The organism is Micromonospora sp. CMU55-4 (genome assembly GCF_011602315.1).
Lineage (GTDB): Bacteria > Actinomycetota > Actinomycetes > Mycobacteriales > Micromonosporaceae > Micromonospora > Micromonospora chalcea.
This window is the reverse complement of record NZ_JAAOLH010000012.1, coordinates 18,837-31,763: the sequence shown is the minus strand read 5'-3', so window position 1 is coordinate 31,763 and position 12,927 is coordinate 18,837. Positions and strand designations below refer to the sequence as shown.

Annotated in this window: 11 protein-coding genes; 8 read left to right on the top strand and 3 right to left on the bottom strand. The window is 73.4% G+C overall.

Annotation, left to right across the window (positions count from 1 at the left end; genetic code table 11):
- Nucleotides 1–45 precede the first annotated feature (45 nt).
- Nucleotides 46–471 carry a helix-turn-helix domain-containing protein gene (locus HA073_RS20660; protein WP_069089423.1) on the bottom strand — a complete coding sequence of 142 codons (426 nt, stop codon included), beginning with the start codon at nt 469–471 and terminating at the stop codon, nt 46–48.
- A 141-nt stretch (nt 472–612) separates the two neighbouring features.
- Between HA073_RS20660 and HA073_RS20655 the strand changes: the two genes are divergently transcribed.
- The 6 genes from HA073_RS20655 (at nt 613) to HA073_RS20630 (ending at nt 6,855) form a co-directional block, all read left to right on the top strand.
- Entirely contained in the window at nt 613–1,101 is a 489-nt protein-coding gene (locus HA073_RS20655; RefSeq protein WP_069089422.1) for an SRPBCC domain-containing protein, read from the top strand.
- Complete coding sequence (locus HA073_RS20650; RefSeq protein ID WP_069089421.1) at nt 1,098–1,661, top strand: NADPH-dependent FMN reductase; 564 nt, start codon at nt 1,098–1,100, stop codon at nt 1,659–1,661. The genes HA073_RS20655 and HA073_RS20650 overlap by 4 nt, the downstream gene beginning before the upstream one ends.
- A gap of 88 nt (nt 1,662–1,749) precedes the next feature.
- The gene (locus HA073_RS20645) at nt 1,750–2,550 is read left to right on the top strand and encodes a PP2C family serine/threonine-protein phosphatase (protein ID WP_043325565.1); all 801 of its coding nucleotides are present in this window, start codon (nt 1,750–1,752) and stop codon (nt 2,548–2,550) included.
- Nucleotides 2,551–2,633: 83 nt separating this feature from the next.
- Nucleotides 2,634–3,464, top strand: a complete 831-nt coding sequence (locus tag HA073_RS20640) for a universal stress protein (protein ID WP_064447207.1) — start codon at nt 2,634–2,636, stop codon at nt 3,462–3,464.
- A gap of 128 nt (nt 3,465–3,592) precedes the next feature.
- The gene (locus HA073_RS20635) at nt 3,593–5,995 is read left to right on the top strand and encodes a phosphoketolase (RefSeq protein ID WP_166457083.1); all 2,403 of its coding nucleotides are present in this window, start codon (nt 3,593–3,595) and stop codon (nt 5,993–5,995) included.
- A complete protein-coding gene (locus HA073_RS20630; RefSeq protein WP_064447205.1) occupies nt 5,992–6,855 on the top strand; it encodes a universal stress protein in 864 nt (287 codons plus the stop codon). Before HA073_RS20635 ends, HA073_RS20630 begins: the two co-directional genes overlap by 4 nt.
- A 48-nt stretch (nt 6,856–6,903) precedes the next feature.
- Here HA073_RS20630 and HA073_RS20625 read toward each other — a convergent pair whose 3' ends face one another.
- On the bottom strand, nt 6,904–9,252 hold the full coding sequence (locus tag HA073_RS20625) for a heavy metal translocating P-type ATPase (RefSeq protein WP_166457082.1): 2,349 nt from the start codon (nt 9,250–9,252) through the stop codon (nt 6,904–6,906).
- A gap of 118 nt (nt 9,253–9,370) precedes the next feature.
- Here HA073_RS20625 and HA073_RS20620 point away from each other — a divergent pair, with 118 nt between their 5' ends.
- Together HA073_RS20620 and HA073_RS20615 are read left to right on the top strand one after the other, a co-directional pair.
- Nucleotides 9,371–10,381 carry an Acg family FMN-binding oxidoreductase gene (locus HA073_RS20620; protein ID WP_064447203.1) on the top strand — a complete coding sequence of 337 codons (1,011 nt, stop codon included), beginning with the start codon at nt 9,371–9,373 and terminating at the stop codon, nt 10,379–10,381.
- A gap of 93 nt (nt 10,382–10,474) precedes the next feature.
- Nucleotides 10,475–12,142: a GAF domain-containing sensor histidine kinase gene (locus HA073_RS20615; RefSeq protein WP_176722880.1), complete on the top strand. Its 1,668-nt coding sequence runs from the start codon at nt 10,475–10,477 to the stop codon at nt 12,140–12,142.
- Nucleotides 12,143–12,149: 7 nt separating this feature from the next.
- Here HA073_RS20615 and HA073_RS20610 read toward each other — a convergent pair whose 3' ends face one another.
- Nucleotides 12,150–12,788 carry a response regulator transcription factor gene (locus tag HA073_RS20610; RefSeq protein WP_013284884.1) on the bottom strand — a complete coding sequence of 213 codons (639 nt, stop codon included), beginning with the start codon at nt 12,786–12,788 and terminating at the stop codon, nt 12,150–12,152.
- Nucleotides 12,789–12,927: the final 139 nt, after the last annotated feature.

Here is a 12,927-nt window from a genome sequence, read left to right as displayed (position 1 = left end):
CAACCCCGGTTGACACGCGGCCCGGCACGCCGCCCCGGGGCGGGACTATGCCCGGGGCGGGGTGGTTTTGTTCGCGGTGGACGTCCGGTCGAACTCGTCACGGTTGCGGACGATGTCGCTCTGGTGATCACGAACCCAGTGCACGAGTCCACTCACGGCCTCACCCAGTGAGCGGCCGAGCGGCGTCAGGGCATACACGACCCTCGGAGGCACTTCCGGGTACGCGGTCCTGGTCACCAGCCCGTCGCGGTTGAGGGCGCGCAGCGTCTGGCCGAGCATCCGCTGGGAGACGCCGGCGACCTGCTCGTGCAGCGCGGTGAAGCGCAGCGGGCCGGACGCCAGGGCCGTGATAGTCAGCAGCGTCCACTTGTCGCCCACCCGCGCCAGCACGTCACGGACGAGCTCGATCGTCTGAACGCAGTCCGGCGCGACCCCGCGCTGCGCAAGTTCGGCACCAAGGAGGCTTGCCATGCTCTTCCGTTCCTCGCGCGTCAGTAACTGACTTCAAAGTGCGTATCGGGCGGCCGGACTAAATCCGTTGGACGCATGTTTCTTACTAATCGTAACTGGCGTGCGGTCACCCATTCGTGGCCGTGACAGCGGGAGGACGGCATGGTCCGGCACGACACGTTCACGATCACGCGGCACCTCGACGGGCCGCCGGGCGAGGTCTTCACCGCCTTCGCCGACACCACGATCAGGCGCCGATGGTTCCGGCTTCCCGGCAGCGGAGCCTCGTACGAGCACGACTTCCGGGTGGGTGGTGGCGAGACGGCACGCAGCACCTTCACCGTGCCGGACACGGCACCCGAGCGACTGGAATACCGGTCGCGGTACATCGACATCGCGGACGCGCGCCGGATCGTCTACGGCTACGAGGCCGTCGTCGACGACGAACTGCGATGGACCTCGCTGGTCACCATCCGGCTCGGCGCCGAGACGACCGGAACCCGCCTGGAGTGGACCGAACAGGTGACTTTTCTCAGATACACGGGGGACGGCAGTTCCGACCTCGCGCACCTGCGCGGCGCCAGCGTGCTGCGGCTGAACGGACTGGACGCCGCCCTGCAATTCGAATCGACGAGAACGGATCACTCATGACGAACATCGGGATCATCCTCGGCAGCACCCGCCCCGGCCGGGTCGGTCACCAGGTGGCCGAGTGGGTGGCGAAGCACGGCAGCCGGCACGAGGGCGTCGACGTCGAGGTGGTGGACGTCAAGGACTACAACCTGCCGGTCTTCGACGAGCCGCAGTCACCGCTACTCGGCTCCTACACCCACCCTCACACGTGGCACTGGAGCAAGAAGATCGCCGAGTTCGACGGATACGTCTTCGTCACTCCGGAGTACAACCGATCGATTCCCTCGGCGCTGAAAAACGCCATCGACTACCTCTACGGCGAGTGGAACAACAAGGCGGCCGGATTCGTCTCCTACGGCAGCAACGTCGGCGGCGCCCGCGCGGTGGAACACCTACGCCTCATCACGGCAGGTCTTCAGCTGGCAGGCGTACGCACCCAGGTCAGCCTGTCACTCGCCACCGACTTCGCGGCATTCACCACGTTCACTCCTGGCGACCGCCACGACACCATGCTCCGCCAGCTCTTCACCGAGGTGGCCGTCTGGGCCGACGCGCTCGCGCCACTGCGCCGGCCCTGACCGCGCAGGCCGCTCACGACCACCGCCAGTACCAAAATGCGCCCTGAAGATTCCACACCCCGGCCCGTCCCGGTGTTAGGTTCCGCTGGTGTTCCGCCGCCGTCCGCTGGACCGGCCGGTCGAGCCCGCGCGCCGGCTCACCGCCGGCCGCCTCACCCTGGAGATCGCCGGGGGCAGCGTCGTCGGGCACCGCTACCCGGAGAACTACGACGTGCTGCACGTCGACCCGGAGCTGCCGCTGGCGGTGGTCTGCGACGGCATGGGCGACGGCGAGGGCAGCCGGATCGCCGGCACCACCGCCGCCGAGACGTTCGTGGCGCGGGTCCGCGCCGACTGGCCCGCCGTCGGCCCCACCGGGCTGCGCGCCGCCGTCGCCGAGACCCAACGGCGGGTACGCCAGGCCGGAGCGGCGCAGCCCGGCCTGACCGGATGCACGCTCACCGCGCTCGTCGTCCAGCCCGACGGCGACCAGGGCTGGCTGGTCCAGCTCGGCGACTCGCGGGCGTACCGGCTGCGCGACGGGCTGCTGGAGCTGGTGACGGTCGACCACACCATGGCCTGGCTGGGTCTGCTGCACGGCTGGTGGCCGCCGGACTCGCCGGAGGCGGCCCGGGCCCGCTACCAGCTGCTGCGCTACGTCGGACACCCGGACCGGCCCGAGCCGGACCTGCTCGCCGTGCCGCTGCGCCGGGGCGACACCTGGCTGCTGTGCACCGACGGGGTCAGCGACCAGCTCGGCTACCACCGGCTGCGCGACCTGCTCGCCGCCCGGCGCGACCCGGCGCGCACCGCCGAGGCCCTGCTCGCCGCCAGCCTCGACGAGGGCGGCGAGGACAACGCCACAGTCGTCGTGCTGCGCGTCCACCCCGCCCTGCCCGCCCCGCGCTGACCGCCGGTTTCCGCCGACCCGGTCCGGCGCACCCGGTCCCGCGACTACGGTGAGTAAAAAGCGGGGTCGGGAGGTGAGCCGGGGTGGCCGCACCCAGCCACGGTTCGGTGGTCGTCGGCGTGGGCCGGTCGGCGGAGGATCTGGCGGTGGTCCGCACCGCCGCCGCCGAGGCCGCCGCCCACCACCGGCCGCTGCATCTGCTGCACGCGTTCAACTGGGCCGCGACGCCCGGGCCCGCCCCGGCGGGCGGCAGCCGCACGGACGCGGAGAACCTGCTGGAGGCCGCCGGGCAGGCAGCCTCCGAGTGCGCGCCGGAGGTGCCGGTCAGCGGCGAGATCGTCGAGGGCTCACCCGTCGAGGCGTTGTTGCGGGCCGCCGACACCGCGTTCCTGATCGCGCTCGGTGACGGCGGCATGTCGACCCGCCCGCACTCGGTACCCACCGACACGCCGGCCGTGGAGGTGGCCGCCCGGGCGGGCTGCCCGGTGCTTGTCGGCCGCGCCGAGCCGGCCCCGCCCGGACCGTTGGTCGTCGGCTTCGACGGGTCGGCCAGCTCCCGCGCCGCACTCGGATACGCCTTCGACTGCGCGGAGAGCCGCGGCGCCCGCCTGCTCGCCGTCCGGGTGATCGAGCCCGGGTGCGGCGACGGCGACGACGGGCTGCTGGAGGAGGCGGTGAACCGGCACGCCGTCCGGCACCCCCGGGTCACCACCGACTGCCTCACCGTCCACGGTGAGCCGACATCCGTCCTGCTCGACCGGTCCCGCGCGGCGCAGCTCGCAGTCGTCGCCGCCCGCGGCGACGGGCCGGTACGGTCGACTCTGGGCGCGGTCAGCCAGTCCCTGCTCTACCATTCGCCGGCCCCGCTGATCGTCGTACGGGGACTCGACACGGGCGCCGGGGACGGATCGTGACGCCCACCCGAGGCGGGACCTACGGCCCTGACCGGCGGCCCCGGACCGGGGCGAAGCTGAACCCGCCGGGGAAGAAGACGTGGTCCCCGAGTGGCAGCAGATCCCGAGCCACGAGAGGCTAAGGCAGCATGGACACCGCGGTGAACCTGCACAGCCCCCTGACGGAGGACGAGTTGCGCCGGCTGGACGCCTACTGGCGGGCGGCGAACTACCTGACCGTCGGCCAGATCTACCTGCTCGACAATCCGCTGCTGCGCGAACCGCTCAGACCCGAGCACGTCAAGCCGCGCCTGCTGGGCCACTGGGGCACCAGCCCCGGGCTCAACCTGCTCTACACGCACCTCAACCGGGTCATCGTCGACCGGGACCTGTCCGCCATCTTCGTCACCGGTCCCGGCCACGGCGGCCCGGCGCTGGTCGCGAACACCTGGCTGGAGGGCACCTACAGCGAGCTGTACCACCACATCCCCCGCGACGAGACCGGCATGCAGCGGCTGTTCCGCCAGTTCTCCTTCCCGGGCGGGATCCCGAGCCACGTGGCGCCGGAGGTGCCGGGTTCGATCCACGAGGGCGGCGAGCTGGGGTACGCGCTGAGCCACGCGTACGGCGCCGCGTTCGACAACCCGGACCTGCTGGTGGCCTGCGTGATCGGCGACGGCGAGGCGGAGACCGGCCCGCTGGCCGGGAGCTGGCTGTCGAACGTGTTCCTCAACCCGGCCCGCGACGGCGCGGTGCTGCCGATCCTGCACCTCAACGGCTACAAGATCGCCAACCCGACCGTGCTGGACCGGATCCCCCGTGTGGATCTGCGCGAGATGATGCGCGGCTTCGGCTACCAGCCGTACGTGGTGGAGGGCGACGACCCGGCGACAGTGCACCAGTCGCTCGCCGCCACGCTGGACCGGGCGGTCGACGAGATCGGCGAGATCCAGCGCCGCGCCCGCTCCGGCGGACGCGTGGAACGCCCGCGCTGGCCGATGATCGTCCTGCGTACGCCGAAGGGCTGGACCGGGCCGTCCCGGGTCGACGGCAAGCAGGTCGAGGGCACGTTCCGCGCCCACCAGGTGCCGATCTCCGGCGTCCGGGACAACCCGGAGCACCTGGCCGAGCTGGAGCGCTGGCTGCGCAGCTACCGTCCGGAGGAGCTGTTCGACGCCACCGGCGGCCCGGTCGCCGAGGTGGCCGACCTGCCGCCGACCGGTGACCGCCGGATGAGCGCGAACCCGGTGGCCAACGGCGGCCGGCTGCTGCGCGACCTGGAGCTGCCCGACTTCCGCGACTACGCGGTAGACGTGCCGACGCCGGGCGAGCCGATGGCCGGCGCGACCGGTGTGCTCGGCCCCTGGGTCCGCGACGTGATCGCGCGTAACCCGGAGACGTTCCGCCTGTTCGGCCCGGACGAGGTTGCCTCGAACCGGCTCGGCGCGGCGTTCGAGGTGACCGGCCGCGCGTTCATCGGCGCGGAGGTGCCCGGTGACGACCATCTCTCCCCCGACGGCCGGGTGATGGAGGTGCTCTCCGAGCACCTGTGCCAGGGCTGGCTGGAGGGCTACCTGCTGACCGGCCGACACGGCATCTTCACCAGCTACGAGGCGTTCATCCACATCGTCGACTCGATGGTCAACCAGCACGCCAAGTGGCTGAAGGTGACCCGGGGCATCCCGTGGCGGGAGCCGGTGGCCTCGCTGAACTACCTGCTGTCCAGCCACGTGTGGCGGCAGGACCACAACGGCTTCTCGCACCAGGACCCGGGCTTCATCGACCACGTAATGAACAAGAAGGCCGAGGTGGTCCGCGTCTACCTGCCGCCGGACGGCAACACGCTGCTGTCCACCATGGACCACTGTCTGCGCAGCCGGCAGTACATCAACGTGGTGGTGGCCGGCAAGCAGCCCGCGCCGAACTGGCTGACCATGGACGAGGCGATCCAGCACTGCCGCCGCGGCCTGGGCATCTGGGACTGGGCCAGCACCGACGACGGCGTCGAGCCGGACGTGGTGCTCGCCTGCGCCGGCGACGTGCCGACGCTGGAGACGCTCGCCGCTGTCGACCTGCTGCGCCGGCACCTGCCGGACCTGAAGGTGCGGGTGGTCAACGTGGTCGACCTGATGCGCCTGCAACCGCCGTCGGAGCACCCGCACGGCCTGCCGGACAACGAGTTCGACACCATCTTCACCCGCGACAAGCCGGTCATCTTCGCCTACCACGGCTACCCGTGGCTGATCCACCGGCTCACCTACCGCCGGACCAACCACGAGAACCTGCACGTACGCGGCTACAAGGAGGAGGGCACCACCACGACGCCGTTCGACATGGTGATGCTCAACGACCTGGACCGCTTCCACCTGGTCATCGACGTGATCGACCGGGTACCTGGGCTGCGGTCGCGGGCCGCGCACCTGCGTCAGGACATGGTGGACGCCCGCCAGTCCTGCCGCGACTACACCCGGCGCTACGGCGAGGACGACCCCCGCGTCGCCGAGTGGCGCTGGGTCCGCGAGAACGATCCGGCGGTAAGGAGTGGCGAATGAACGAGGAGATCCTCGTCGGCTACGACGGCTCCCCTGACGCGGCTGTCGCCCTGAACTGGGCGCTGGACGAGGCGGGCCGCTCGGGCTGGCCGGTGCGGCTGGCGTACGTCTTCGAGTGGTTGACGGTGACCGGCTGGATCGGTCCCGGGGTGGCCCCGGGGGTGTGGCCGGACGAGGCCGCCCGCCGGCAGGTCGAGGAACTGGTCCGCAAGGCGGCGGCGGACGCCGCCGCCGACCGGCCCGGCCTCACCGTGCACGGCGAGGTGTTCGACGGCCCGCCCGCGCTGGTGCTGCAGGAACGGTCCGCCGAGGCCGGGATGCTGGTGCTCGGCAGCCGCGGCCACGGCGGCTTCGGCGGGCTGCTCGCCGGCTCCACCGCGGTCTCGGTGACAGCGCACGCCCACTGCCCGGTGGTGGTGGTCCGCGACGGTCAGGCCGCCACGTCCGGGCCGGTGGTGGTCGGCTCGGACGGCTCGGAGACGGCGCTGCGGGCGCTCGGCTTCGCGGTCGAGCGGGCCGCCCAGCGGGACGTGCCGCTGCGGGTGCTGCGGGCCTGGGAGCGGCCCGGCGACAGGTGGGTGCCGCCGGGCTTCGACCCGGAGGAGACCGCCGCCGCCGAGCGGGCCGCTGCCGAGGCGGAGCTGGCCACCTGGCGGGAGAGCTTCCCCGACGTGCCGATGGAGGTCGAGGCCGTTCCCGGCAGCCCGTCGGCGCTGCTGGTGGAGGCGAGCCGGTCGGCGCAGCTCGTGGTGGTCGGCAGCCGGGGCCGCGGCGGGTTGCGCGGCATGCTGCTCGGCTCGGTCAGCCAGCAGCTCATCCAGCACTCGCACTGCCCGGTCGCCGTGGTACGCGAGCGCTGACCAGACGGGCGCGCTTGGCTCGTGGAGCACCTGCCGCGAGGACGGTGGTCAGCGGCCGGACGCGGTGGAGCCCTCCTCCGGATTGAGCGAGAAGTAGTCCTCCTCCTCCTGCGCCAGGTGCAGGCGCAACACCGCGTCCAGGCCGTAGAGCGCGGCGAGCAGATCCGGCACCTCGTCACGGCGCAGCCGCCCGTCCGGCTGCGCCGTGAGATGCCCGCCGATCCGCTCCACCAGCCGCACGATCTCCACGTGCGCCCGGCTCATCGTGGAGGTCGCCTCGTCGCTGCCGAGCGGCCCGGCCAGCGCCGGGTACAGCTGCCGGTCCTCGGCCGCCTCGTGCGGCAGCACCTCGTCGACCAGACGCCGGTGCACCTCGCGCAGCGCCGGCAGGCACGCCGGGTCGTCCGGTCGGGTCGCCACCATGTCGGCGGTGTCCCGCAGCCGGGCCAGCACGTCCCGGATGCCACCGTGCTCGCCCGCGTACCTGTCGATCAGCTCCGCCGTGTGCGGGGGCAGGTCCCGCCGCCGCAGGCCACCGCCGAGCGCGCGCAGCGCATTGAGGATCACCAGGACGTCGATGCCCTCCTGCAGGAACGCGCCGGCCACCGGGGGCAGCCGGCCGGCGGCCGCCACCAGCATCGCCAGCACCGCCAGGCCCATCCCGACGGTGGCGCTCTGCACCGCGATGCGGCGGGCGTACCGGGCGATCTCGACGGCGTCCGCGAGCCGGTCCAGGCGGTCCACGGTGAGCACCGCGTCGGCCACGTCGGCCGAGGCGGTCGCCCCGGTCGCGCCCATCGCCACCCCGACGTGCGCCTCGGCCAGCGCGGGCGCGTCGTTCACGCCGTCGCCGACCATCACTGTCACCGCGTGCGCCGACTCCTCGCGTACCCGCTCGGCCTTCTCCTGCGGCGAGCAGCGCGCGATCACGTCGTCCACGCCCACGATCTGCGCCACCTGGCGGGCCGTGCCCGGACGGTCGCCGGTCACCATCACCAGCCGGGTCAGGCCCGCCTCGCGCAGCCGCCGCACGGTCCGCCGGGCGTCCGGGCGCACCGGGTCCTCCAGCAGGATCGCGCCCAGCGGCCCGTGGTCGTCGCTGACCCAGACCGCGGAACGCCCGGCCCGTTCGGCGCGCTCACCGAGCCGGCCCGCCCACTCCGGCGGCTCACCCGCGAACTGCCCGACGTGCACCGTCCGCCCGTCGACGCGCCCGCTCACGCCGTGCCCCGGCTCCTCGGTGACATCGGTCGGCTCGGCCAGCGCCAGCCCGCGCTCGCGGGCCTGCCGGACCAGCGCGGCGGCCAGCACGTGCGGGGAGAACTGCTCGACCGAGGCGGCCAACCGCAGCACCTCGTCCCGGTCGCCGCCCGGCGCCACCACCACCTCGGCCGCCCGGGGCCGCCCGGCGGTGAGCGTCCCGGTCTTGTCCAGCAGCAGCGTACGAGCGCGGCCGAGCTGCTCCAGCGAGCCACCGTCACGCACCAGCACGCCGCGCCGGGCCACCCGGGACAGGCCGGACACCACGGCGATCGGGGTCGCCAGCAGCAGCGGGCACGGGGTGGCCACCACGAGCACCGCCACCGCCCTGGTGAACTCGCCGGACAGCAGCCATGCCAGCCCCGCCAGCACCAGCGTGAACGGCACGAACGCGGCGGCGTACCGGTCGGCGAGCCGTACCATCGGCGCCTTGCGGGCGGTGGCCTCCCCGGCCAGGCGGACGATGCCGGCGTAGGTGCTCTCCGCCGCGTTGCGGCGGGCCCGCAGCCCGAACCCGGCGCCCGCGTTGACCACGCCGCTGGCGACCTCGTCGCCCGCCGCGCGGGTGACCAGCTGCGACTCGCCGGTGACCACCGACTCGTCGAGCGTGGCCGCCTCCTCGACCACACCGTCGACAGGCACCACGTCGCCCGGCCCGACCACGAGGCGGTCCCCCACCTCGACGCGGTCCAGCGGCACCACCTCGATCCCGCCGTCCGGGGTCCGCCGCCGCGCCTGCCGGGGCGCGCGTTCCAGCAGCGCCCGCAGGTCACGGGTGGCGCGGCGCTGGGCGTACTCCTCCAGCGCCCGCCCGGTCGCGACCATCACCGCGATCACGGCGCCGGCCAGGAACTCCCGCACCAGCAGCGCGCCGAGCAGCGCCAGCACCGCGATGACGTCCACGCCGAACTGCCGCAGCCAGAGCTGGCGCAGCGTGGTCCAGGCGGCCGGGACGAGCGCGACCACCGTGACCGCCGCCCAGACCAGCCGGGCGGCGTCGTGCGCGCCCACGAACCACAGCGCCGCCCCGGCCAGCACGGCCGCGGTGAGCAGCACCAGCGGCGCCCACTCGGCCCACGCCCACCGCCGGGCACGGGCCGGCTGCTCGGGTACGCACTCGCGTGGTTCGCTTCCCACGTGTGGATCGTCTCAGCCGGACGTGGGGCGGGCGGGCCGACACGGGTAATCCGGGGGATGGAACGGCGTCCCCACCCGGGCGTGGGGCACGATGGGGAAAACAGGAAAGGTCGTGACGATGAGCCACGAGACGCCGGCCGGCGATCGCCCGTTGACCACCGCGCTCGCGGAGGCCGCCGGAATGGCCGGCCATGCTCCCTCGGTGCACAACACGCAGCCGTGGCACTGGACGGTCCTGCCCGACGCGCTGGAGCTGCGGGTGGTACGCGAACGGCACCTCAGCGCCATGGACCCGGAGGGTCACCTGCTGGTGGTGAGCTGCGGCGCCGCGCTGCACCACGCCCGGGTGGCGCTGGCCGCCGAGGGCTGGACCCCGGTGGTGGAGCGGCTGCCCGACCCGGCCGAACCCGACCTGCTGGCCAGGATCACCAGTCTGAAGCACACCGGAGCCGACCCCGACGCCATGCGCGTCGTGCAGTGCATGCAGGTCCGGCACACCGACCGGCGTCCGGTCAGCGACGAGCCGATCCCGACCGCCGCGCTCGATGACATCGACCGGGCCGCCACCCGCGAAGGCGTGAACCTGCAACTGCTCGACGACACCCAGAAGATCCAGCTCGCCAGCGCCGCCCAGCAGGCCGCCGCCGTCGAGGCGGACAGCCCGGAACTGCGCGAGGAACTGGCGTACTGGACCAGCCGGGCCGGCACCGGCACCGGGCTGCCGCCGGAGGTGCTGCCCGAGCAGGCCCCCCAGACGACCGTTCCGGCCCGCGACTTCGGCCGCGCCGGATCGCTGCCGATCGGCCCCGGCCACGACAAGACCGCCGTGTACGGGATCCTCTGGGGCGCCGACGACGAGCTGATGAGCTGGCTGCGCGCCGGTGAGGCCCTCTCCGCCGCCTGGCTCACCGCCACCCGGCACGGGGTGTCGCTGGTGCCGCTGTCCGGCGTGGTGGAGGTCGAGGGCACCCGCGAGGTGCTGCGCCAGATGCTCGCCGGCCTGGGGTTCCCGTACATCAGCATGCGGCTGGGTGTGGCCGACCCGAACCACGCCGGCCCGCCGCACACCCCCCGGCTGGACGTCGCGCAGACCGTCGACACCTCGGCGGTCCGCGACCGGCTCACCTGACCGGTCTCGATCAGGGCGGCCGCCGGGCGATACCATCGCCCGGTGGCCGCCGCACCCCAGCCCCAGCACGAGCACGTCGCGCCGTCGCTCGGGCTGACCCCGCTGTCCCGCGTCCGCCTGGACGAACTGCTCCAGGAGATGCTCGACCGCGTCGGCGAGGTGGTGACCAGCCGCGAGCGGCTCCGGGCGCTGCTGGACGCCGTCGTCGGCATCGGTTCCGACCTCGACCTGCGCAGCACGCTGCAGCGGATCGTGCAGTCGGCGTGCGAGCTGGCCGGCGCCCGCTACGGCGCGCTGGGCGTGATCGGCCCCGACCGGATGCTGCACGACTTCATCGTCCACGGCATCAGCCCCGAGCTGCACGCGAAGATCGGCGAGCTGCCGCACGGCCGCGGCGTGCTGGGCCTGCTCATCGACGAGCCGAAGCCGGTACGCATGCCGGACATCACCAAGCACCCCAACTCGTACGGCTTCCCGCCGCACCACCCGCCGATGCACAGCTTCCTCGGCGTGCCGGTGCGCATCCGCGACCACGTCTGGGGCAATCTCTACCTGGCCGAGAAGCAGGGCGCCGCCGAGTTCACCGAGGACGACGAGGAGATCGTGGTGGCGCTGGCCGCCGCGGCCGGCGTGGCGATCGAGAACGCCCGCCTCTACGCGCTGGCGCACCGGCGCGAACGCTGGCTCGCCGCCGCCGCCGAGATCACCTCGGTGCTGCTCGGCGAGGTACGCCGCACCGACGCGCTGACGCTGGTGGCCCGCCGCGCCCGCGAGGTCGCCGAGGCCGAGCTGGCCCTGGTGCTGCTCTACGACGAGGACGAGGCGCAGTTCACCGTCGAGGTGGTCGACGGCGCCGACCCGGTCACCCGGGAACTGGTCGGCGCGGTGCTGCCGGCCGCCGAGACCAGCTTCGCCGCGTCCGCCACGTCGGGCCGGCACGACCAGGTGGAGAACCTGGCCGCCGCGGCGCCCTGGCCCCGGCCCGTGGTCGCCGGCCCGGCAGTGGTCTCCCCCCTCGCCGCCGCCGACACGCTGCACGGCGTCCTGGTGATCGGCTACCGGCCCGACCACGGCCCCGCCGCCGACGACGACCTCGCGCTGCTGGCCAGCTTCGCCGGGCAGGCCGCGCTGGCCATGGAACGGGCCCGCGGGCAGGAGGAGCGGGAACTGCTGGTGGTCCTGGAGGACCGCGAACGCATCGCCCGCGACCTGCACGACGTGGTGATCCAGCGGCTGTTCGCCACCGGCCTGCAACTGCAGAGCGGCGCGATGAACGCCCGCCCCGAGGCTGCCAAGCGGATCAACCAGGCGGTCGACGACCTGGACGCCACCATCCGCGACATCCGCCGCACCATCTTCGAGCTGCGCACCCCGATGAGCGCGGCGCTGCGCACCGAGATCCGCGAGGCCATCGAAGTGGCCGCCGAGTCGCTCGGCTACCGGCCCGACCTGGAGCTGGTCGGCCCGATCGACAGCGCCGTGCCGGACGAGCTGCGCGGAGAACTCACCGCCGTGCTGCGCGAGGCGCTGTCCAACGCGGTACGCCACGCGCAGGCCGACCGGGTGTCGGTGCGCGTACGCGTCGACTCCGGCCGGGTCGAGATCACCGTCACCGACGACGGGATCGGCTGCGACCCGGAGGCGGCCCGCAGCGGTCTGGTCAACCTGCGGGAGCGGGCCGAGCGGCTGGGCGGCGAGTTCTCGCTGCGCCGGGCCGAGCCGCGCGGCACCGAGGTGCGCTGGAGCGTCCCGCTCGGCTGAGGCGGCGTCAGGTGTTCTTGCCGAGCAACCGGGTCGCCAGCACCGCCGCCTGGGTGCGCCGCTCCAGACCGAGCTTCGCCAGCACGCTGGAGACGTAGTTCTTCACCGTCTTCTCGGCCAGGAACATCTTCCCGGCGATCTCCCGGTTGGTGAGCCCCTCCGCCACGTACTCCAGGATCCGCCGCTCCTGCTCGGTGAGCGACTTCAGCTCCCGGGGCTGCTCCACGCCGCTGCGGATGCGCTCCAGCACGCGGGTGGTGATCGCCGGGTCGAGCAGGGACTGCCCGGCCGCCACCCGGCGGACCGCGTCCACCAGGTCGGTGCCGCGGATCTGCTTGAGCACGTACCCGGCGGCGCCCGCCATGATCGCCGCGAACAGCGCCTCGTCGTCCTCGTACGAGGTGAGGATCAACCCCTTGATCGAGGAGTCCACGGCGCGGACGTCCCGGCACACGTCGATGCCGTTGCCGTCGGGCAGCCGGGCGTCGAGGATCGCCACGTCGGGGCGCAGCGCGGGGATGCGGCGCGCCGCCTCCTGGGCCAGGCCGGACTCGCCGACCACCTCGATGTCGCCGCTGCTCTGCAGCAGGTCGGCAAGGCCACGACGGACGACCTCGTGGTCGTCGAGCAGGAACACCCGGATCATCAGTCCTTTCTACCCGCTTTCCCGCGTCAGTAGCACGGGTCGAAAGTCCCGTCCTGCACGCGCCGGCCGGGACCGACGGCCGGGCCCAGGTGGGGACCTCCGGCCCTGCTCACCGCGCCGCCCGCTGACGCACCGTAGT